The organism is Ruegeria lacuscaerulensis, from assembly GCF_013034745.1.
Taxonomy (GTDB): domain Bacteria; phylum Pseudomonadota; class Alphaproteobacteria; order Rhodobacterales; family Rhodobacteraceae; genus Ruegeria; species Ruegeria lacuscaerulensis_B.
The window spans coordinates 371,993-394,544 of record NZ_WQGP01000003.1 but is presented as its reverse complement, the minus strand read 5'-3'; the positions used below and the strand labels follow the sequence as shown (position 1 = coordinate 394,544).

General features: G+C 54.7%; 16 protein-coding genes and 1 pseudogene. 8 read left to right on the top strand and 9 right to left on the bottom strand.

Annotation, left to right across the window (positions count from 1 at the left end; all coding sequences use genetic code 11):
* The first annotated feature begins 17 nt into the window (after positions 1-17).
* Together GOV79_RS08025 and GOV79_RS08020 are read left to right on the top strand one after the other, a co-directional pair.
* On the top strand, positions 18-491 hold the full coding sequence (locus tag GOV79_RS08025; protein WP_170789360.1) for a hypothetical protein: 474 nt from the start codon (positions 18-20) through the stop codon (positions 489-491).
* Between the two features lie 12 nt (positions 492-503).
* Positions 504-1,562, top strand: coding sequence for a ferredoxin--NADP reductase (locus GOV79_RS08020; RefSeq protein WP_170789359.1), 1,059 nt, complete (start codon positions 504-506; stop codon positions 1,560-1,562).
* 274 nt (positions 1,563-1,836) lie between these two features.
* Here GOV79_RS08020 and GOV79_RS08015 read toward each other — a convergent pair whose 3' ends face one another.
* Positions 1,837-2,904, bottom strand: a complete 1,068-nt coding sequence (locus GOV79_RS08015) for a ParB/RepB/Spo0J family partition protein (protein WP_170789358.1) — start codon at positions 2,902-2,904, stop codon at positions 1,837-1,839.
* Positions 2,897-4,282, bottom strand: a complete 1,386-nt coding sequence (locus tag GOV79_RS08010; RefSeq protein WP_170789357.1) for an AAA family ATPase — start codon at positions 4,280-4,282, stop codon at positions 2,897-2,899. Before GOV79_RS08010 ends, GOV79_RS08015 begins: the two co-directional genes overlap by 8 nt.
* 579 nt (positions 4,283-4,861) lie before the next feature.
* Between GOV79_RS08010 and GOV79_RS08005 the strand changes: the two genes are divergently transcribed.
* Positions 4,862-6,133 (top strand): replication initiation protein, encoded by a 1,272-nt coding sequence (locus GOV79_RS08005; protein WP_170783229.1) that lies wholly within the window; start codon positions 4,862-4,864, stop codon positions 6,131-6,133.
* Between the two features lie 48 nt (positions 6,134-6,181).
* Positions 6,182-7,333, top strand: coding sequence for an enolase C-terminal domain-like protein (locus tag GOV79_RS08000; protein WP_331252446.1), 1,152 nt, complete (start codon positions 6,182-6,184; stop codon positions 7,331-7,333).
* Positions 7,334-7,720: 387 nt separating this feature from the next.
* Here the strand turns inward: GOV79_RS08000 and GOV79_RS07995 are convergent, their stop codons facing one another.
* The 4 genes from GOV79_RS07995 to GOV79_RS07980 all read right to left on the bottom strand — a co-directional run bounded on the left by GOV79_RS07995 (position 7,721) and on the right by GOV79_RS07980 (position 16,099).
* Positions 7,721-8,620, bottom strand: a complete 900-nt coding sequence (locus tag GOV79_RS07995; RefSeq protein ID WP_170789356.1) for a LysR family transcriptional regulator — start codon at positions 8,618-8,620, stop codon at positions 7,721-7,723.
* A 49-nt stretch (positions 8,621-8,669) separates the two neighbouring features.
* Positions 8,670-9,968 (bottom strand): HlyD family type I secretion periplasmic adaptor subunit, encoded by a 1,299-nt coding sequence (locus GOV79_RS07990; RefSeq protein WP_170789355.1) that lies wholly within the window; start codon positions 9,966-9,968, stop codon positions 8,670-8,672.
* A complete protein-coding gene (locus GOV79_RS07985) occupies positions 9,961-11,712 on the bottom strand; it encodes a type I secretion system permease/ATPase (RefSeq protein WP_170789354.1) in 1,752 nt (583 codons plus the stop codon). Before GOV79_RS07985 ends, GOV79_RS07990 begins: the two co-directional genes overlap by 8 nt.
* A 67-nt stretch (positions 11,713-11,779) precedes the next feature.
* Positions 11,780-16,099, bottom strand: coding sequence for a CHRD domain-containing protein (locus tag GOV79_RS07980; protein ID WP_170789353.1), 4,320 nt, complete (start codon positions 16,097-16,099; stop codon positions 11,780-11,782).
* Positions 16,100-16,302: 203 nt separating this feature from the next.
* Between GOV79_RS07980 and GOV79_RS07975 the strand changes: the two genes are divergently transcribed.
* Both GOV79_RS07975 and GOV79_RS07970 read left to right on the top strand, forming a co-directional pair.
* Positions 16,303-17,292: a LysR family transcriptional regulator gene (locus GOV79_RS07975; protein WP_170789352.1), complete on the top strand. Its 990-nt coding sequence runs from the start codon at positions 16,303-16,305 to the stop codon at positions 17,290-17,292.
* A gap of 155 nt (positions 17,293-17,447) precedes the next feature.
* Positions 17,448-18,143 (top strand): superoxide dismutase, encoded by a 696-nt coding sequence (locus tag GOV79_RS07970; RefSeq protein WP_170771777.1) that lies wholly within the window; start codon positions 17,448-17,450, stop codon positions 18,141-18,143.
* 913 nt (positions 18,144-19,056) lie between these two features.
* On the opposite strand, the gene GOV79_RS22640 is transcribed toward GOV79_RS07970, so the two are convergent.
* Complete coding sequence (locus tag GOV79_RS22640; protein WP_408015513.1) at positions 19,057-19,398, bottom strand: TniB family NTP-binding protein; 342 nt, start codon at positions 19,396-19,398, stop codon at positions 19,057-19,059.
* 101 nt (positions 19,399-19,499) lie between these two features.
* Here GOV79_RS22640 and GOV79_RS07960 point away from each other — a divergent pair.
* Together GOV79_RS07960 and GOV79_RS07955 are read left to right on the top strand one after the other, a co-directional pair.
* Positions 19,500-19,742, top strand: a pseudogene (locus tag GOV79_RS07960) (transposase); the annotation flags it as partial.
* 322 nt (positions 19,743-20,064) lie between these two features.
* Positions 20,065-21,345, top strand: coding sequence for a DUF3179 domain-containing (seleno)protein (locus tag GOV79_RS07955; protein WP_237217971.1), 1,281 nt, complete (start codon positions 20,065-20,067; stop codon positions 21,343-21,345).
* 53 nt (positions 21,346-21,398) lie between these two features.
* Here the strand turns inward: GOV79_RS07955 and GOV79_RS07950 are convergent, their stop codons facing one another.
* A complete protein-coding gene (locus GOV79_RS07950) occupies positions 21,399-21,653 on the bottom strand; it encodes a hypothetical protein (protein WP_170771785.1) in 255 nt (84 codons plus the stop codon).
* Positions 21,654-21,850: 197 nt separating this feature from the next.
* Positions 21,851-22,534: a DUF1989 domain-containing protein gene (locus tag GOV79_RS07945; RefSeq protein WP_331252442.1), complete on the bottom strand. Its 684-nt coding sequence runs from the start codon at positions 22,532-22,534 to the stop codon at positions 21,851-21,853.
* Between the last annotated feature and the right edge of the window lie 18 nt (positions 22,535-22,552).

Sequence of the window (22,552 nt, the reverse complement as noted above, 5' to 3'; positions counted from 1 at the left end):
CGATATGGAAACGGATCATGAAATCCATCCAAGCCACCCTGATCGGCGTTGCAATCGCTTCGGCTCTGGTGCTGACAGCACAGGCGGAGGCCCCCGAGGACATGGCTGCGCGTATTTTGCAGGCCCAGGACGAACAGAGCCTGTTGGCCACATGGGACAACTGGCACCCTGAGGCCACGCACCGGGTCGTACTTAAATACGGGCCGGGTCAGCAGGATGATAGTTTTTCATATCGGATATCTGATAGCGCCGATGCGGAAGAAACCGACTTCACCAAGGCTTTTGAGGGGTACTCGGAAACCGCGCGATCTGAACTTCAGATAACTGCGCGATCCGAGGAAGATACCCGCTACGTCACTGCCGTGAGCCAGGTGGATTATGAATGGCAGGGATATGCTGGAAAGATGCGTCAAACAGATGAATTTGTCTTTGAAACCTACTTGGGCGGAACGGTGATCCGGTCTTTGACGACAACTTACGACTACCGATGATTGGATTTCCCGATGCAACGTGACTTTCATTCTCTGACTGTGTCAGAAATCCGCAAAGAGATTGGGGGGGCCGCTACCAGCGTCACCTTTGATGTTCCATCTTCCGCGACCGATCTGTTTCAATGGACAGCCGGTCAGCATTTGACGGTCAGGTTTCAGCTGGACGAGCAAGAGCAAAGGCGAAGCTATACTATCTCGAACCCACCCGGGATTGCGCTGCGCATTACCGTGAAACGTGTGAAAGATGGGATTGTCTCGAACCACGTGGGTGACACCCTGAAGGTCGGCGACGCCGTCGATGTCATGCCGCCATTCGGACATTTCAAGCTGCAGCCCGGGCCTTTGAAACGGCGCACGCATTATTTCTTTGGTGGAGGCAGCGGCATCACGCCTCTATATGCGATGATCAATGCCGTTTTGGCCGATGAACCCCATTCGGTTGCGCATCTGGTCTTTGGCAACACAGAAGCAAGCGGTATTCTTTTCAAGGAGGAACTGGATCAGATTCAAGCGCAATTCCCGCAGCGTTTTACTGTGCGCCATGTGTTGTCACGCCCTACTTTACTTAGTTGGCTCAGCCCCTGGCGTACGGGGCGGGTAGGTACTGATGCCATTTTGGCTGCAATTTCCGAAACACCTCCCGTCGCCCAAGATGCTCAGTACTGGATTTGCGGCCCCGGTCGCATGAACGCAGAAGTACGGGCGTCACTGCAAAATCTGGACGTGCCGGACAGCCGCATCCACTTTGAAAGCTTCGGGGGAGATAGTGAAAGCGACATGAGTGTACCCGGCATCGAGGCGACGGCTCGAATTGAGATGAACGGCAGGTCGAATGAGTTGCCGGTTGCTGCGGGCCAGACCATACTCGAAGCTGCGCGATCAGCAGGAATAAACCCGCCGTTCAGTTGCCAGTCCGGTGTTTGCGGGGCCTGCATCGCCCATCTGACCGAAGGCGCCGTCCATATGCGGAACCGGATCGCGCTTGACGACGGTGACATTGCAAAGGGGCTGATTCTGACTTGCCAAAGCGTGGCAACGCAAAAAAACATTGCTTTGCGGTTTGAGAACTAAATTCAGAATTTGCGCTACGAAAAGGGCTTATCTGGAACTTAATGCTCATTAATAAACCTTTTTGCGCACTACTGTCTACTGGTGATTTCTGTGAACAAAGTCGATGTCACTACACCGTCGGGTCATAAGCCCTGCCCTGCCGGTAGTTTGATCAATTCAAATGAAGCACACATTGACACCACACTCAAGAATCCTTCCCTGCCCCACCCAAGACAAACCCGACACCCTAGACATCGCTTCAAACGAGCGTTGAAACGCGGGTTTCGCAGCGAAACTAACCGATGTGATCTGCAAGCTGACGCAGCAGCACTTCAACGGCCTCACGATTCAGGCTTCGCCCTTCTACCCGGATACGCACCTCGCCCGGTGCGACCTCGGCGCTTAACGAACCTCCATTTGCCAAGGCCACAGGGTCAATGCGTTCGACCTGTTGCGGACGTCCCCCTCGGGACTTGATGATAGGCTGCACGGGCGCGTCCTTTGCCGCCTGCTCCAGAAGCTTCCATTCCGATCGGGCATCCAGTACCTCGGCCCCGTCTAGCGCCTCACGGAACCGTGCCTGAGCACCGTTGCGCAACCCTGCCGCCAATTGGAGGCCCGCTTTCTCCGTCAGTTCCGTCGGAAACTGAAGCAGGTCGCCCAGGGCCTCATGCACTACCGCAAAGCTGCGAACCTTAGATCTCTTGGCTTTGGACGCAGTCGAGAACAAGGCATTGACCGCGTCTTCAACCGAGTCGAACACACCTTGCCCTGCAGCCAACACCGCAATGCGCCCCCGCTCATAGTGGCTTAGGTTCGAGCGCAACTCATTTTCTTCCACCATCGAGACATAGGCACCCTGCCCCGCTCCGGCATCGCGGATGAATGCAGGGATCTCTGCAAAATTCGAATCCGTCGCAGCCAAACGCCGAAACGCTTCAAACCGCCGATACCCCGAGATCAATCCGTACCCGTCCTCAAGCCCGGTGACTTCGATCGGAGTGCGAAGACCATGCGCTCGGATGGACTCGATCAACTCCGCCATTTCCTCTTCGTTGATGTCCAGTCGATCGCGCCGAATGTAGTCGGGCTCGACCTCATCAAGAGCAACCTTATGTGCAACCAACCCGTCCGTTTGCGCCACGCGCCAACGCTCAGCATCGCCCTGATCCTGAGCCAAGGCAGCGCGATCTGTGACAGCGGCCATGCCCGAGAGGGCTGCGGCCTCGGCCGCAACCTGTGCAATTGGGGGCGTCAGAGAGTTGGTCTCAAACGGATTGGATTGCGGTTTCGCGGCGAAACCTTCCTCCATCTCCTGCAACGCGGTGGCGTCCGGTGCGGTCAATCTTCTGCGCTTAGCCATCTGCCTGCTCCTCCATCTGGGCGTCCCGCCACCAGCATCCGATCAAAAGCTCTTTGAACTCAGCATAAGTTCTGTCGAATGTCTCGCGTCCGCGGACATATGTTTCTCGGTTGAATTCACGGTAATCCGCTTCGTAGATTCCATTCACTTGCTCGCCCGCCTGCCCGACCAGAGCGGTATAATCCTGGCGATAAGCGTTCATGAAATCGCCGAAATAGGCCTGAATCACATTGGCCATATCGGTCTGTTGGCTCGCATCAAACCGCGTAATGATCGCGCGGACCACGTCCCATTCGAACTTCATCTCAGGCAATCCAGCAGCGCGGTGGGCTGTGTTTTCGCCATCTTCGATACTGGCGAATGTCGAATACAGCATGTCAAAGAACCGGCCGGTTGAATCAAACTCCAGAAAAGACGCCCCAAGCGGCACCAGCAAGATATCGGCCGCGGCCAGCGCATTGATGGTCAGGTAGCCAAGGGCAGGGGGTGTGTCCAGAAAGATGACGTCATACGCATCCAGAACACCGTCATCGTTCAAAAAGTTGGTCAATCCATCCCACAGAGGCCAACTGCGCAATCCCATACGCCAGACGGGAATCTGAAATTCGGCCCAGTAAAGGTTCAACTGCGCACCGATCAAGTCAATATTGGGCCAATGCGTTTTCTGGATGACGTCATGCGGCTGAGTGGTCAGCGCCTCTCGCAACGTTTCATCCAGCTGAATTTCCGGCTGCTCTGCTGCGGCACGAACCTTGTTTTCCTGCTGAACAGCACGCGCATAGTCCTTGGCGATCAGCGGAAACACGGTTTGCCATTCATCTGCAACATTGCCGCCCAAAATCGAAGTCATCGAACCTTGGCTATCCAAGTCGATCACCAGGACTTTGTAGCCGTCCAACGCGGCTGACATGGCCAGATGCGCGGCGGTGCTGGTTTTACCAACACCACCCTTGAAGTTCGCCACCGAAACCACCTTGGCGGGCAGACCTTCGGGACGATAGGGCAGGTATTCTTTCGTGCTGACCCCTTCGCTGGCAAAGAACTTGCGTAGGGCCAGCACTTCTTCCAACGTGAACCACTTGGATCCGCCCTCTCCCTCGCCCTGGGGAAGTTCTGGATTGGCCTTGAGTACACGCCGGAGATGGGCGGGAGCGACAGGGATGAGATATTTGGTGATTTCCCATGTGGAAAACCGTCGCAAGCGTTTTTCACCATCGGGCGCGTATCCACGACGGGCAAGATCATCACGACCTTTGGCGCAAAAAGCGGCGGCTTTCGCGAATCGCTGAGTCCCAATAGGATCCGGTAATCGGTCAGCCGCAGCCTCTGGATCAAGATTCAGATAGGGGGGCAGGCTAGGTTGTGCAGGTTTGTTCACTGTCGGTGCCTCAGAAAATGTTCGCCTTTTCAGCGTATATTCATCAATCTAACGTACATTCTGTTCTTGGGCTATCCTTGTTTGAAAATTATTCGGGTTTCAGGCGGTTGTGGAATCAGTTTCGCTGCGAAACCTGTAGGATTCGAGAAAAAAACAGCGACAAATAGTTTTGATTCTTTAGGGTATTTAGAAACTTTGCAGCTGTAATATTATTTATTATCAAAAGGGTAGACGCAACTGGGTACCCGAATTCAGGCTGTTGGGTGCCTGTATACGGGATCAATGGAACCCAAATGCGGGATGAAAGGTTACCGTTCTCGGGAACAAGAGCGCCGATTCTCAGGATGTCACAAATGGCCGAAAAAGGAGTCTATTATTGCCGTTTAGCCCCGAGTTTCAGCGTCACGTGATGATCGCTGTTGTTCTATTCCTTAGATCAATTCTGAAAGACACGCCGTTCAACCTAGTAAGGTACCTGTCTACAGGACGTATCTCATCCTGTATTTGGGCACCCAATAAGAATTGAAATCAAGGTACCTTTCGTGACAGACTAACGCAAACGAGCAGTCAGGCAGGAAAATGCCAGAGACACAGGTCAATATGGATACTCTCACGGGCGCGCTGCGGCGTGAGACCGTGAAAAAGAACGTTGCCGCTATTCATATCAGCGGCAAGCTCACATTATTACAGCGTAAACTGTCAAATGTATTGCTGCTAAATGCCTACGACACTTTGACATCAGCTGCGACCCACACGATTGATGCGCGGACGCTGGCCATGATGGTCGGATATAATTCCAACGATTTTGACACACTCAGATCCAGCTTGCGCGCCCTTGCCGAGACGGTGGCCGAATGGGACATGCTGGATGAAGAAGGGCGGCAGGAATGGGGTGTTTCGTCGCTTTTGAGTTTCGCCAAACTCAAGAATGGTATCTGCGAATACGCTTACTCTCCGGCGTTGGCGCAAAAGCTGTTCGATCCGAAGATCTATGCACTGATCAATGTACATATCCAACGTAATTTCAGCTCAGGCCATGGCTTGGCCTTATACGAAAATTGCTACCGTTTTGTACGCACCGGGTCGACGGGATGGTGGGCGCTGGATGTATTTCGCAAACTGATGGGCGTGGATGGCAGCGACTATTACGGCAGCTTCAAGCATTTGAACGCCAAGATCATAAAGCCAGCAGTGGCCGAGGTGAACAAAAGCTCGGACATCGTGATTGAACCAGAGTTTCGCAAAAAGGGCAGGGCGGTCACGGATATTCGGTTTCTGATCCGGGAAAATCCGCAGATGGCCATGTTCCAAATTGATGACGGCGACGGGGTCCGTAATCTTCCGGTTTACAAAAAACTGCGTAAACAGGGGGTCGCGGATCGGTTGGCCCGACAATGGATCGCCGAACATGGTGAGGACTATGTTCAGCAAAAACTGGATTACATGAATGAACGGCAACAGGGCGTAAAGTCGACGATAGGGTATCTGTCTGCGGCTTTGCGCGATGACTACAAAGTTCCGGATAAGCCCGTACCTTCCGATCCCAGCCCCGAGATTTTGGAGGCCGCTCGGAAGCGAAAGGCTGATCAGGCACAAGAAGATCAGGCATATGAAAGTCGCGCGGCCGAGCGCACGGAACGGGCGCGGAAACTGTCGGTGGTTGAAGATTTGGTTTCGCGGCGAAACCCCACGCAACGCGACGCAGATAAAAGGCTCTTTCTATCGGGCTTGTCAGATGATCTGGATCGCGAGCATTTTCGCGCGCATGGATGGCGATCCGGATTGAACGCGACTGCTATCTTTGCGTTCTGGGATGAATTGGAACCCGGAGCGTTTGAGGAACAGGTGTAAGGCTCGGGGTCAGTGATTGCGATGAAGCGGCTCTGTGCGTAGGTTTTGGTGAACGAAAGAACTGGTCGCTGTGGCCTTCTAAATCTGCAAAAGAAAGGCTTGGTTGTTGTGTCAGAAATCACCATCACAAAGCTGAAGATCTGCCCTGTATTGGTTCCATTGCGACGCCCTGTCGTTGTGATGACCGGGCAGGTTACGATGGCCCCTTTGGTGCTGATTGATCTCGAACGAAGTGATGGGTCCGTTGGCCGCAGTTACCTGTTCACGTATTCTCCGATTGCCTTAAAAGCCACGGCGGCTCTATTGCGCGATCTGGCGCCAGTAGTGGAAGGAACTCCTGCGGAACCGCGTGGACTGCACACGCGTATCTTGGGGCAGTTCAAACTGCTGGGGGCCGAGGGGGTTACACTGATGGCCATAGCCGGGATTGACATGGCGGCGTGGGACGCTGTTGGGCAGTCGATTGGCAGACCTTTGTATCAGGTTCTGGGCGGCGCTGCGAAAGCTCTTTCTGCTTACAACTCGAATGGAATGGGCTTGATTGGGCCCAGCAAGGTTGCGGGCGAGGCCCTGGACTTGTTGGCAGAGGGTGGATTCTCAGCCTTGAAAGTTCGGCTGGGTTATCCCGACTTAGATACTGATCTGGCTGTTTTGGACGAAGTGCGGACCGCGGTTGGCGAAGCGACGACAATTGTGACTGACTATAACCAGGGGCTGTCAGTAGCTGAGGCAAAACAGCGGCTAACCGCCTTGGCCGGGCAGAAGTTGGGATGGATCGAAGAGCCGATTGCGTTCGACAATTATGATGGACTGGCCGAACTGCGTGCAGTTTCCACCATTCCTATTCAAGGGGGTGAGAACCATTGGGGGCCGGGTGACATGGCGCGAGCGACAAGCGCGGGGGCGCTTGATTTGGTCATGATAGACGCCATGAAAATCGGTGGGGTAACGGGTTGGCTCGAGGCTTCAAGCCTTGCACGCGCCGCAGGATGGCCGGTATCGTCGCATCTTTTCCCCGAGGTTAGCGCGCATCTGATGTGTGCGGATCCGGGCGCACATTGGTTGGAGTGGGTCGATTGGGCGAATCCAATCCTCAAAGACCCATACGAAGTGGTCAACGGCAAAGTAACCCCGCCCGATCGCCCGGGAATGGGTTTGGAATGGGACGAGGGTAAAGTGGCACAATACGCCATAGGTTAACGTCGACCCAAGCCTAGATTTGGCAATCTGCGCGGAACGGACTTTTGATTTGCGTTCGAAGTTAGGTGGCCGCTACTTGGAACCCGTCGATGTAATACCGACATACTTTCGTCTGTGCCTTGGACTTTAAGGGGCTTTCGATGTTGAAAAATCCTACGCTTCAACGATGCCGGTGCTAAGAAATCAGGTGCTACGATTGTCCAGTTTTGCTGGGTTTGCGGTGAAGTGGTCATTTTGTGTTTATTTTGCGCACATAAGGGCAATGCCGCCTTGAAAACGGCCTTTGCATTCAGCTTGTTCGAAAGATGAACTTCAAGGTCACCGGTGAAAAGTGTGAAACACAATCATGCGAGAAGGTCCTTTCCAATCCGATGGAGACACTTCAGCTCAAATCGAAGACAAAAACTCCCGCATTACCCGGTTTTGATTGTCGATTGCTTTGTCAAAAATACCCGTCGCTTTTGCGGCGTCGTAGGAAAGATCTCCAACGTTGAACCGACCCAAATGGAAGCGCCCAAAATCTCCCAAACTTTTATCAAGAAAGCGCAGGTTTCTGGATTTCATCTTTTGCACGACGAACAAATCGCCGATGCAACCGATGCCAAGACCGGCAGAAATCGCATTCAGATAAGAGTTGATGCCCGCCGCGCGGCATACGACCTTATATCCGACGCCCAAGGATTCGAGTTTTGAATAAAAGACATTGGAAAACCTAACAAATTCAGAAAGCTCTACTATCGGAAGCTGAGTGCTGGCCCCGAAATTCTCTAATGGAAAATCAGAGCTGGCGATCCAGCGCATAGTGAATGGCCAGCTTTTCCGGAGTGACGGCAAGTTTTCGTCCCGAACGACCGAATACGCGACATTCCCCTCGATGAAACGAATTTGATCTTCGAGGTCATCATAGTTTTGCATTTCTATAAATAACGAGGACCGGGCGATATCGGGGGCCGTGAGAAATAAATTGTAGGGATTCAGGAAAGCTTCGATCGTTGACAAAAACGCGATGCGAACAGGCTGGCTGCCTCTACTGTCTGAGATGTTCCGTATGCGATGTATGTTTTGCAGTATTTTCTCGCTGCAATCCAAAAGTTCGCGGCCGCTTTCCGTCAACGCTAGATTGGGGTCACCATTTTCGAACAAGTTGACCCCGACCAGAGTTTCAAGCGATCGGATCCTGTTGCTTATGGCTGGCTGAGATCGACCCAGCTCTTTAGCCGTCTTCGAATAGGACTTGACCTTACACAGGATCGCAAACGACTCAATTGCCTCGAGTGAGATTCTCATTGTTCTTGCCTGCTAAACAAATTCCGCCCTCTCGGGCGGAATTACCGTTTCATTCGTCCCGGAACGTCTTGGACATGGCATCCCGAATGGGCCGCGACAGATATGAGATGACCAGTCGTTCCCCGGTTGAAACCAGTACTTCCACCGGCATACCGGGAACCAACTCGTTGTCCTTGATCTTGGCAAATTCCTCGGATTTAATCTCTACCTCGGCACTATAGTAAACAGCGCCTGTCGCAGGGTCTGACAACGTGTCAGCCGACACCCATTTCACTGACCCATTCAATTCTGGGGTCTGGTTGAAATTGAACGCGGTCAGACGAACCCGCGCGTCTTGACCGGGAACGACCCTGTCAATTTCGGTGACGGGAATATTCGCCATAAGAATGGGCTGCTCGGCGACCGGAACGATATCCATGATCGCCTGCCCGGGCGCGACAACGCCACCTTTGGTGTGGAATCCAAGGTTCAGAACCCGACCGTCCAGCGGCGCCAATATCTGGCTGCGAGCAATTCGGTCCTGAGCTGTTGTCTTACGTTCCAAGACTTCGCGCAACCGCTGAGATACGTCGGATAGTTCGGTCGAGACTTCTTCACGGGATGTGGCCGCATTGCTGATCAGTGCGCTTTCGACCTCGGCGATCTGGGCCTGCACACTGTCGATCTGAGCTGTGTTCGTGGACAAGCTTGCTTCGATATCCAACGCAGCGCGGCGCACCTGAAGCAGTCGTGTCACGTTTGCAAGACCTTTGTCGTTCAAGACCGAAACAGTCTCAAGCTCTTCCTGGGTCAGTCTCTGGTTGGCTTCCTGCGATTTGATCTGGCTGCGCAGGCCTGCCACCTGAGCCAACAGCGCGTCCTTCTGGGTTTCAAGCTGAGCGATATTGGCAGCTTTTGCCATCGCACGGCTTTCAAAAAGCTGTGCTTCGCTTTCGAAAATCTCGCGAATATCTTCGCTGTGATCAAATTCCGAAGCGAAAGACAGGAAGTCCAGATTGGCCAATTCAGCTTGCAACCGCGCCTTGCGAACGGTCAGAGTTGCAATCTGGCTGCTCAGCGCATTCAGTTCCGCCTGTTCACGCGTCGTGTCCAAGCTGACAAGAACCTGCCCCTGTTTCACGGCATCATCTTCCGAGACGTGGATCTCATAAATAATGCCACCTTCAAGGTGTTGGACCGTCTGGCGATCCGTCTCAAGCGCCACCATGCCGGGGGCAACGATCGCGCCGTCGATGCGGGTCGCAACGGACCAATAACCTAGCCCGCCAACCATCAGACCTATAATCGCGGTTCCAAGCAGAACCCACTTTCCAATTCCGTCTGCCGGAGCTGTCTTTGCGTTACGCATTGGTCTTACCCTCACGTTTTGGCGCAGCAGTCTCTGCGTCTGCGCTGGCTTTCTTGTTGCGGTTTTCCGAGTAGGTCCGAAGGATTTCGTCACGCGGGCCATAGGCCGAGACCGTCCCGCCATCCATTACCAGAACCTTGTCCGCCTGATTCAAGGCACCAAGACGATGCGCGATCATGACAACGGTTCGTCCTTCGCTTTTGAGACGATCAATCGTCATCGACAAAGCCGCCGTACCAGCCGCATCCAGGTTCGAGTTCGGCTCGTCCAGCACGATCAGGGAAGGATTCTTGTAAAGAACACGGGCCAAACCGATCCGTTGACGCTCGCCACCCGACAGGGCGCTGCCGCTTTCGCCCAGAGACGTGTCATAGGCATCGGGCAGCTTTAGGATCAGGTCATGCGCATTTGCCGCTTGGGCCGCTGCGACAACATCGGCGTCGCTGGCATCGACTTGGAAACGCGCAATGTTCTCGCGGACCGTACCGTCGAACAGCTCGACCGTCTGCGGCATGTAGCCGACCGAGTCGCGCAGTTGCAGGGCGTTCCAATAGCTCATGTCCGCGCCGTCCAGCCGCACGCTGCCCCGACTGGGTTCCAACGTACCGACGATCACACGGGCCAGCGTGGATTTCCCCGATCCACTGGGGCCGATAACCGCAAGCACCTCACCAGGGTCCAGCGACAGGGAGACGTTTCGCAGTACCGTTGCACCGCCGTTCGGGGTGGTCGCAAAGACGTTCTTCAGCTCGAGAACACCGCGCGGTTGCGGCAGTTGAACCGATGGGTTGGCAGGAGGATAGTCTTCCAGCAAGCTGTTGAGACGCTTGCGCGCAGCGCTGGCCAGAACATATTGCCGCCAGCTGCCGATCGCCTGTTCGGCAGGTGCAAGCGCGCGCCCAACCAGAACCGAGGCCGCAATGATCGAACCGGCACTCAGATCACCCGAAATGGCAAGATAGGCACCCAAACCCAGAACGGCGGATTGCAAAATCAAGCGCACGGTCCGCGAGATGGATGACAGTGTCGACGCCATGTCGCTGATCTGGCTCTGTTTCACTTGTGCCTGACCGTTTAGACCGTGCCAGTGATCATACAGATCATCGCGCATCCGCATCGCGTGGGCGACTTCATGGTTGCGGTTTACGTCGTTCAGGACGCGATTGCTGCGGACCTGAAACTGGTTGGCACGTGCTACGCCGCGCTGCGTCAGCACGTTGTTGAGCATGGCCACCGCCAGCAAAAACACCACACCGGCAAGACCGGCATAGCCCAGCCAAGGATGCAGCAGATAGGCAAAGCCAAGATAGATCGGGGTCCAGGGGGCATCAAAAATAACTGCTGGGGTCGAGCCGCCCATAAAGTCGCGCAACGTGCCCAAGTCGCCCACGGCATCGCGCCCCTTGGCGCCGCCTTCCTTGACCGAGCGTTCAATTTGCGCCTCGAAAACGCGTTTTTCCAACGTGTTGCCAAGCCGGTTGCCGATACGCACCAGAATGCGGGACCGCACCAGGGACAGCAGGCCAAACACAGAATACAGCCCCAGCATCAGCACGCTCAGACCCAGCAAGGTCTGGTAGCTCTGGCTGGGCAATGCCCGGTCATAAACCAGAATCATGAACAAAGGACCGGTCAGCATCGTCAGGTTGATCGCCATGCTGATGACACCGGTGGCAAAAAGACCCGGGCGAGCAGCACGGAACGCTTGCTCAAGCTCGGTACGTTTGAGGGGACTATGGGACATGGTGGCCCTCTTTCTGACATAAAGGAATGGAACGGCGGCGACCGTCTGGGCCGCCGCCGTGTTTGGGTTAAACCAGAACGTTGTCTTCGTTCAGGTCGGCAAGCTGAGTACCCAGCAGCGTGATGCTGCCTTCGGCACCCAGGTCGATGACAACGGCATCACCGTCCTGCGACGCGACTGCGGCCAGATCCTCGAAGTCGTCGAGGTCGAACGCTGCCGAGGTCAGGTCCAGTGTGTCGCCGTTGGCAAAGGCTTCAAAGTCAGCGATGACATCGTCGCCAAAGCCAGCTTCGAAGACAAAGGTATCCGCACCGCGGTTCCCTTCCAGACGGTCATTGCCAGCACCACCGTTGATGATGTCATCACCGGTACCACCGCAAATGTCGTCATCACCTTCGCCGCCATCAATGACGTCATTGCCACGACCACCTTCGATCATGTCGTTGCCCAGGCCGCCGTCCAGGATGTCGTCACCGCGACCACCGTCCAGAGTGTCGGCACCATCGCCGCCCTCCAGCAGGTCATCACCGTTGCCGCCATCCAGGTTGTCGTCACCCAGACCACCGACCAGATCATCGTCGCCGTTGCTGCCGATGAGTTGATCGTTTCCGGCTTCGCCGTCCAGATCATCATCGCCATTGCCACCGTCGACCACGTCGTTGCCTGCACCGGCCTCAACGATATCTTCGCCGTTGCCAGCTTCGATCTCGTCGTCACCAACGCCGCCAACCAGATCGTCATCACCATTGGTCGGAGCGACAACTTCTTCTTCAGCGAAGATAAAGTTCTCGGCCACCAGCTCATCGGGGCTAACCCCTTCGAGAGTGATCTGATCACCATTGCCCAGGTCGATTACGGTGTTCTCACCATCGGCTGTGATGCTGAGCTCTTCGAGCTGCGTGACACCGAAGTCTGACACATCCAGGAAGTCACCGTCTTCGATGCTGGCCGAGAAGTCCGCCACGACGTCGAAGCCCGTTCCACGACGGAACGTGAACGTGTCGCGGCCAGACCCACCGATCAGGGTATCGTTGTCGGCACCACCATCAAGGATGTCGTCGCCACGGCCACCATCGATGATGTCGTCGCCGGCACCACCGAACAGTTCGTCATTGCCACCTTCTGCAATGTCGATCACGATCCGCAGAAGCTGCTCTTCACCATTGTTGCGGGTGAAGTCCCCTTCGATCGGGTCAACAATCGTGTTGGCAGCGGTTGTTCCACCCAGAATGTTGACAGGCTCACCATCCGGATTGCCTTCCGAGCCGTTGAAGCCCGGGTGCGCACCCACGACGCCGTTCTCGGCAGTACCCTGATCGCGCGCGGTCTGGTTGAGGAAGGCTGCACCTTCTTCATTGTTGACCTCGGTTCCCGCATCCAGAACATCGTTGCCAAAGCGTTCGATGACAATCGGGCCAATGAAGTTGCCTTCTTCGTCAAAGATGGGATCAGCCAGCGCGTCATCCGGTACGGCAAGGAAGGCGTCGTTGGAAGGGATGATCATGGTTGCCCAAGTAAAGAAACCTTGCCCAACCTGATCAGGATTGACGTTCAGCGTGAAGCTGGCCGTTTCACCCGGATCAATCGGTCCCGGAGCACCGATGCCGCCGATAATTGTCGCATCAACACCGTTGTCACCAACCTGCTGGTTGAATTCAGCCGCGATACCTTCGACGCTGCCGTCTTCGGCCAGACGTTCCAGACCCAGGCTGGCTTCTTCACCAACTGTGAACAGATCAAAGTTGGCGCCATCGTGGAAACCGAACCAGACGGGTGTCAGGAAGGTTCCGCCTTCACCCAGTGTGTTGGTCACCGACACCGTGATAGCTTCGCCTTCACCGACAGCATCGCCGCGGATGATATCGTTGCCCGCACCGCCGTTAATGACGTCGTCACCAGCAGCGCCTGCCAACAGGTTGTCACCATCGTCACCAGTCAGGAAGTCGTCGTTGACCGACCCGGTCAGGTTTTCGATGCTGATCAGCTGGTCCGCAACCGCATTGCCGTTCGGCGCTGCATAGGTCGCAATACCGTTCGCCAGGTTGGCTGTGACCGAAGACCCGATGTCCTGGAAATCAGCAGTGTCGATACCTTCACCACCATCGGTGATGTCGTTACCGCCGCCGCCTTGCAGGACGTCATTGCCTTCTCCGCCTCGCAGGATGTCGTTGCCACCACGGCCAACCAGCAGGTCATTACCGATATTGCCGGTCAGGGTGTTGGCGCCACTGTCACCAAACAGCTGGTCGTCATTGGCAGACCCATCCAGGTTTTCGAACCCGTCGAAGTTCTCGAAGATCGTGACGTTTTCATTTGGCGCGTAAGATGCGCTTCCTGTTGCCAGATCCGCAATCACTTCGGCACCAATGCCCTGGAAGCTGTTGGTGTCGATACCTTCGCCACCGCTCAGGTCATCCAGACCACCGCCACCAGCGATGAAGTCATCACCCGCACCACCGTCGATGGTGTTCGGAGCAGCACCTGTCGCAACAATCTCGTCATCGTTGGACGAACCGGTGATGTTTTCGATGCCGGTAAAGGTTTCTTGGATCAGAGGACCATTTCCGCCACCGCCATTGTATTCGGCCGTACCGCTGCCATCAGCAGCCAGCGTGACACGAACACCTGCGATCGTCGGATCTGCGGCGCCCACGTTGATGTTCGAAAAGTCGTTGGTGTCGAAGCCTTCGCCGCCATCGATGATATCGGTACCGCCGCCACCGATCAGAGTGTCATCCCCTGCACCGCCGTTAAGAGTATCATTGCCACCCAGACCGCTCAGAACATCGTCGCCGTCCAGGCCGTTCAACACGTTGTCGTTCGCGTCACCGATCAGTACGTCACCGTCATTCGATCCGATGACGTTTTCGATGCTGTTCAGACTATCGGTTTCAGATACAGCAAAGGTCACTTCTTCGATGTTGGTCACGCCCGAGGGGTTCTCGGAGACTTCGTCGGCACTTGCCAGGATGCCACCAGCGTCAACCAGCGAGTCGCGCACAACCGGGCCATTCTGACCGGCGGGTGCGTTATGCAGGTGGATCGCCGAAACCACGCCTGGGATCGGGGTCAGCAAGTCGGATACGGCCAGACCGGTTACCGACAGTTCGGACGAGTAGGTTGCGACACCGTTTTCAACAGTAACGGTCACGGTCGCCAAGCCGGTTGCTTCTGATTCCGACAACGGGCCGGGCTCTTGAGCTGCGTCCAACCGTGCGGTCAGAACCAGTGTGCCGTTCCCTTCAGGGTCCAAGTTGTTTTGAGAAACAAGCAACTGACCACGGATCTCACCACCGGGGAAATCCTCGGTGTGGATGTTGTAGTACAGGTTTCCAGCCAGCGCTTCGTCGACCAGGCTGTCCTCAGGATCACCGAAGTTCACGAAAGGTGCATCCTCGATCGAAACCGAGAACCCTGTCTCACGTGTTGCTGTGCCTGCACCCAGATCAACTTCGACGGGCACGTCAATGTCATTGAAGGCTGCAGTATCGATGCCTTCGCCGCCATCCAGCGTGTCATCGCCCAGACCGCCGGTCAGAACGTTGTCATTCTCGTCACCGATCAGGTTGTCAGGGTCATCCGAACCGATGATGTTTTCGATGCTGGTCAGAGTGTCAGTTTCCGAATCCGGAGTGGTCACTTCTTCGACATTCAGAACACCCGACGGGTTTTCCGAAACCTCTTCGGCGCTTGCCAGTTCGCCACCGGCATCAACCAACGAGTCGCGCACAACCGGGCCGTTCTGGCCGGCGGGTGCGTTGTGCAGGTGGATCGCCGAAACCACGCCTGGGATAGGGGTCAGCAGGTCGGATACGGCCAGGCCGGTTACCGACAGTTCGGACGAGTAGGTTGCGACACCGTCAACAACAGTGACAGTGACGCTGGCTGTACCTGTTGCCAACGAATCCGACAGCGGGCCGGGCTCTTGTGCAGCATCCAGTACTGCGGTCAGAGTCAGCGTACCGTTGCCGTCCTGATCCAGGTTGTTTTCGTCAACCACCAACTGACCACGGATCTCACCGCCGGGGAAATCGGCTGTGTGGATGTTGTAGTACAGATTTCCGGCCAGCGCTTCGTCAACCAGGCTGTCTTCAGGATCACCAAAGTTTACGAAAGGCTGATCTACGATCGAAACCGAGAAACCTGTCTCACGCGTTGCTTCACCTGCGACCAGATCAACGTCGACGGGCACGTCAATGTCATTGAAGGCTGCGGTGTCGATACCTTCGCCACCATCCAACATGTCATTGCCCAAACCGCCAGTCAGAACGTCGTTGCCTCCGAGACCTTCAATCTGATCGTCGCCGCCCAGACCGTTGATAATGTCGTCTTCGGGCGTTCCCATCAGCATATTGTCGTTCTCGTCGCCCTCGATAATCGGGCTCATTATTTCATCAGGGTTCATTTTACACTCCAAGCTAATAAGCAAACGCTGATGCGCTCACGCGGCGTTACCTGAGCTTGGGAAAACTCGTCTCAACCATTCAAAAATGAAGGGTGGATCATCAATTGAGAAGGGACCTCGGATAAAACGTTAAGTCTCAGAAAAAATTGTGAAATTTTTTTCCAATCACGAAACAACAAGTAAAGTTGAAGACGGTTTTTTTTCTGTTGAATTGTGAAAAAGTAAGTAAAGAACAAGGGTGTGGACAGATGAGCAACAACGCGGCGACAGACGCATTGGAAAAGATTCCGGTACAGGACTGGGACTTGTTGCGCTTCCTCGTTTCGGTCGCGAGATCAGGAAGCATCGCAGGCGCCTCGTCGCAATTGTCCGAAAGCCCGGCAACGGTCGGGCGAAAGTTGAGAGACCTGGAAAAAGCGCTGTCCCTGCCGCTGTTTGATCGCGGGACAACGGGCGTCGCGCTTACACCAATTGGCGAGGATATTCTGAAAATCGCGCAACGGGTCGAAACGGAACTTTGCCATATGGGCGAAGTGGCGCGCGGGCATCGTGACTTCAAAGGCAGCAGGGTGTCGGTCGCTGCACCCGAAGGGTTCGGTGCGTCGGTGCTGGCGCCCAAACTGATCGAATTTCACACGTTGAATCCCAACATCAAGATCGACCTCCTTTTGTCCAATCAGAAGGTAAATTTGCACAACCGCGAGGCTGACATTGCCGTTCGTCTGGGTAAGCCAGAAGCGTACAGAGTGAATGCGGTAAAGCTTGGGACAGTTAAATTTGGTATTTACTCGTCACGGGAATACCTGTGCGACCTTGAGCCGATCCATACGCTGGACGAATTTCTGGGGCATAACGTGGTCGTCGCCACTGGCGCACTTGGAAATACGGTCCAGGAAACCGAGTTCCGAAAAATAACGGATCAGTGCAATATTGCGGCCAGAACAGATAACGTAAACGCTCAACTCTCTGCAGTCAAAAGCGGACTGGGGTTTGCCGCGCTGCCGAAGTTTATGGCCGGGGACAATCCAGATTTGATCGAAGCCCTGCCTGGCTTTTTAACGCAATCACTGGATCTTTGGGTTCTGACCCATAGCGACATCGCCCCCTATCCACATGTCCAGACTACGCTCGAATTTCTGGTCGACCTGTGCAGCAAGGTTGTAGAACCTGAGTAACCCGCGCGGTAGACGGCCTACCGTGATCCGCAATCGCCTTGTCCCAAACGAGCTGTGCGGCGATTTGTACACTAACTCTTTCGAATAAAAGCCTCAGGCAGGTGTTTTTGAGACATCTGTCGGCTCAATCGGCAGGCAATGGAAAGGATCGAAAAATGTCTCTCACGCGTCGCGGTTTTCTTGCATCTGCCGGCTCGGGTCTGTTGGTTGCCGCAGCCCCGGCTTTTGCAAAAAAAGCAAATGCCGCCGAAATCTACACACTCCCGTCCCTTGATTACAGCCACAGTGCGCTGGAGCCTGTAATTGGAGCAGAAACGATGGAGCTGCACCACGGCAAACATGCTGCCGGTTATGCCCGCAACCTGAATAAACTGATCCCCGGAACCAGTCTTGAGGGCCAGTCTCTGGAAGATATCATCAAGACCGCGGCTGCGGATCGCGGGACATATCAGACCGTTTTAAACAATGCAGGCCAGCACTGGAACCACACCGAATTCTGGAAAATGCTGGTTCCGGGCGGCACCGGCGTGCCCGGCAGCCTGCAGAAAAAGATCGAGAGTGATTTCGGAAGTTTTGAAGAATTCCGCGAGCAGTTGGTCAATGTATCCAGCAAACAATTCGGTTCTGGTTGGGGCTGGCTGGCCATAGACAACTCGGGCAAACTAGTCGTTTTGTCGACGCCAAACGGTGAAAACCCGCTTGTGCACGACATGGTCCCACTCTTGGGTATCGATGTTTGGGAACATGCCTACTACGTCGACTACCGCAATCGCCGCAAAGAATACGTTGCTGCTGTCGTCGACAGTATCGTCAACTGGGAATACGTAAACGCCCGCCTGGCCAACGCATAGTTTTTTGTGCGGACTGCCAAAAGCAGGCGATCCTCCTGATTGCTGTGCCTTGTGGCGGGTGTCTTAACCGAACTAATCATCAATTGAACGGTCATATTTGCATCAATATGGCCGTTCACGCATTAAGCCGCGACACCTAGATTGCTAGTCGCAGACACATTGCCGGGCATTTGGCCCGGTTCTTTCCCTTAATTCACGGGTATCCACAGGCCACCGGCGACCTATTTCGAAGGTGCGATCCGCCTTTACACCGATTTGTTCGATTGCCTTTTTTCACCGCTGTCAGAAAATCGGGTTTCGTTAGGTTCTCAGAGTTTCGTGCTGGCAACCGGGTCTTCTGAAATGTGCGATCATCTTTTGCCGGGGCTAGCGAACTGCATGAAAGGTGAACGAATTGATCGAATAAGTTTCGTCGATCAGCGAATGCCAAACCTGCCGTGGGACTAAGACACATCGCAATAGATACAGTCGCCAATGGTCGCGTCATCACTAGGTGCACAGCAGCGAGCATAGCAAACTGGTCATGGCCAGACTTGGAGCAGAACTTCGCGTGACGAAGTTCTACCCGTACGACCTGTAGCGCCAAATCCACTCACCGACCAACATGCTGACTTCCGAGGCAATATAGTTGCTCCAACCAGGTTGCGCCTTTCAAAGCTCGGACTTTCAACCGCATGGGAACTTGAAACTCTTCGCCTGACGCTGTGCTGAGAGGTAATAAGCAAGTAGCACAGGACTTACAGGTCATAGACCTAGCGTAGCGCCAATGACGCAGAGAGATACCAGGGACTTTTTGCGTGCAAGTCGGACAGTTGTGAAACTGTCTGAGCAGGATACACATTCGAATGGAAACGCCGTTGCTCGCGACAGCCGCCCGCGAGCTAGTTGTGGACTTCGTCGATCATGATCGTCTTCAGAGCTTATGTCGCGCAAATGGCTGAGGGCACGCGCGCCCAGTTTGGACACCGTGTGTCGCCCGCACATGGGCGCCGATCGCTGCCAGAACGTGCTGACCAAGGCGCCCATTATCGAGTGCAGGAGGCGCCTGTATTGACAGGATCGGTGTAAGGGTGACGCCAATATCTGCTTCGTATCTTGTTTGGTACAGGTTTTCCATTCGCTTCGCGATCATGGTCTTTCCTATCTCTGAGCTGCAGTAAACCATGAGGCCTGCCATCCGAGGCTGTCTAGGCTCAGGACCAATTGACTTCGATTTGCTGCGTGATTCATCGCGTTCGAAACGAGCGTTGAACATGTCAGATCGGGCGCACCAAGGGTGGCATGAACGCAAAGTGACATGCGGTTTGTGACAGATGAGCCATGGTGCGCCATTGGTTTAAGCACAAGGGCGAATGACGCCCTTTGAAACTATTTGTCTTCGCGGGTCAGGTCAGCGACAAAACTGGTGCGAAAGCATTAATCAGCAGTCTGTCAAATGTCGAATGGGTGCTGGGTGACCGCGGCTATCGTGCCGATTGGATCAGAGAAACGGTGAAAGAAATAGGGATTGGCGCGAGCGTCCCGGGTCGCAAACAGCGCAACACTGCCGTCCGATACGACAAGAGACGCAATCGGATCGAGATCATGTTTGGCAGATTGGCGCGCTGTATTGAAGGCTCTGCTGGGGCCTTGGATTGGCCCGCTTGCCTCGGTTCACAAAGCTTGGCGCAAAAGTGATTTTGCCTGCGTGCGCAGATCGTCCAACCTTTCGCGGGGCGCCACGCAGGGTCGTATTGCTGAAACAACGACATTCAGGCGCGTATGTGCTCAGACAATGGGTGGGGTTATGGAGACGATTGATCAAAAAGCTTTGTTGATGACACGCAAAAGCCATGCTTTTGGGTGCCTTCTTTTCGCAGCGTCGTTTCTTATTTTGACTTTTATTTACTCGGAGCCGTTGCAGGCACAAACGGCAAAGCAGTTGCCCGAATACGTGATAGAAGAGTTCGGCCACCCACCAGATCTGCCGACGGACCCGCTGAGCCCCGCGATGCAATTTGCGCTTCGGGTTGCGTTTGTTGACAGCGTTGTTCTGTCGACATGGGATGAAAATCAAAAGCTTGCACTAGCTGAAATCGCATCTTCTGGTGACCCGCGATTGGCGTGGATCATCGGCGATTTGATGCGATTTGTGCCCTCAGAACAGTTGAACACAGAACTGACGACTGCCGCCTCAGCGCTCTTGGGGAAAGAGATCAGGCTGGATAACAGCTGGGGTGATTTGACGGACCATCTTATTGCGTGGGACATTCCCGCACCGCCTGAATATCTTTCGTACAAACGGTCGATTTTCACCAATATCGTACCCGGATGGGAACGCATCTTTGTCGAAGGCGACATCGACTGGAGGATGGTATCCTGGGGCGGAGTGCTTATTGATGACCGCCCCTATGACACGACTGACAATGGATGCAATTGTATCCCCGCCGCCGACAACCCACAGACCAGCAGTGCCGAAGACGCAACTTGGTTGCAAGACGACGACGTCGTTTTTGGCATTTCTATAAATGGCGAACATCGGGCCTATCCGCGTCGTATTATGGAAGTGCGCGAGATGGTAAACGACACTCTGGGTGGTCGCGATCTCGGTATTCCGTACTGCACTTTGTGTGGGGCTGCGCAGGCTTATTTTACCGACGGTTTGCCCGAGGGGATCGAGCGCCCGATTCTGCGGACTTCGGGGTTGCTGAACCGATCCAACAAAGTGATGTACGACCTGAACACCTACTCTGTGTTTGACACGTTCTTGGGTCACGCTGTAACGGGCCCCTTGGCCGAAAAAGGCTTGCAGCTTGATCAAGCCACAGTCATCACTACCGACTGGGGCACGTGGAAAGCGGAGTATCCGGATACCACGGTTTTGCTTGAGCGCTATGCGTTGGGTCGCGATCCCGATTTCCGCAACGGACGAGACGCAAACGGCCCCATCTTTCCGATCGGTGATGTCGACCCGCGTTTGCCCGTTCACGAGGATATCATTGGTGTTGTGACAGCCTCGGGCAAGCCTGTTGCATTTCAAAGAAGCACCGCGCTTTTGGCTTTGCAACGCGGAGAAGAGATTGTTGTCGAAAACGTTCGGTTGGAAATTACGGCCGGCGGGATTAGGGCCGTAGGCAAAGACGGATCAGACCTTGGCAGCCACCAAGCCTTTTGGTTTGCTTGGTCTCAATTCCACCCCGATACAGAATTGTGGCAACGGTAGCGGGTGTTTTGGTTCGTCTTTTGAAACGCCTTCATCCTCAATTGGGTCGCTTCTTATTCCGCGGCTCGCAACTCACGAACCAGATCAGCGTTTTCAAACTCCCAACTCTTGAAGCGTCTGTAGGCAAGGATGTTCTGCTGCGCTGTCAAACGCGTTTCTTCGCTGTCCAAACTATCATGGACAAATATCCGTTTGGCTTCTTGATAGGCGTTATTGCATGCAAAGCGTTCTGATTGAGTCAATTTGTCATCGACAGCAAGAGCCGTGCATTTGTAATAAATACTTAAGAGAGCGATAAGTTCGACCATCTCTGTCACCTTAACACAATGATCGTTGAAACAGATTTCAAGATATCGCGCGTTTCACAGGATACTGTGTTTTGCACGAGGCCCCCGTTCGCGAGGTGTGGCCACAAAGTGCTCTAATACTTCACCCGATATTTCGGACGGCGCTCGCCTATGCTTTGACAACTCGTCTTCAGAACTAGTTTTTCTGCGCTGTCGGTTCAGCCCGCTGACACAAAGAATTCCAGCTTGTCCGGCGCAACCCCTTCGCCGTTTACAGGCGTCATGTCCTGAGGGCAGGCCGACATCACGGCGACCAGATCGGCTTCGGCCCGCAAAGATATTCGATCGCCCGCCCGCGCGACCGGAGTTTCAAAACTGGTTGATCCGTCCGGTTTGAGCGGCACATTCATCCAGATGTTGAACGGGGCGGGGATGAGCGGCGCTTTCAGCCCGATAGCGATAAGCGCCATGCGCAGGTTGTCCGCACAATTGTCGTGATACCCTTCACATTCCAGTTCGCGGTACCTCGCGTGGTCACGGCAGGCGATAACTGTGTCATGCACGCCTGGCGAAGTGTCCGCGGCGATAGTCAGCAAAGACCTCCGCTGGTTGCTGACAAGGGCGTCGCCAACCTTTGGGAAGATTGATGCAATCGAAGTGTGCAGATGCGGCATCGAAAGATGTTCGTTTAGGTTCTCGGCAGCGAAGGCGAAGAAGTCACAGACCTGATGACCACTTGGATTTACGATGTTTAGAACCTGCCCCCGCGCAAGCCTGACAGCGATACCGCATCGGGCAGGTATTTTGTAGGTTCGCCCCACTTCCGCAGTCCCGTCAGCTGAGATGGCGATATCAAGGCTCTGGTTTGACCCGTCCGGGATCGAAATATCGGCTCCGCTCACGTCAATCCCCCTTTTCTA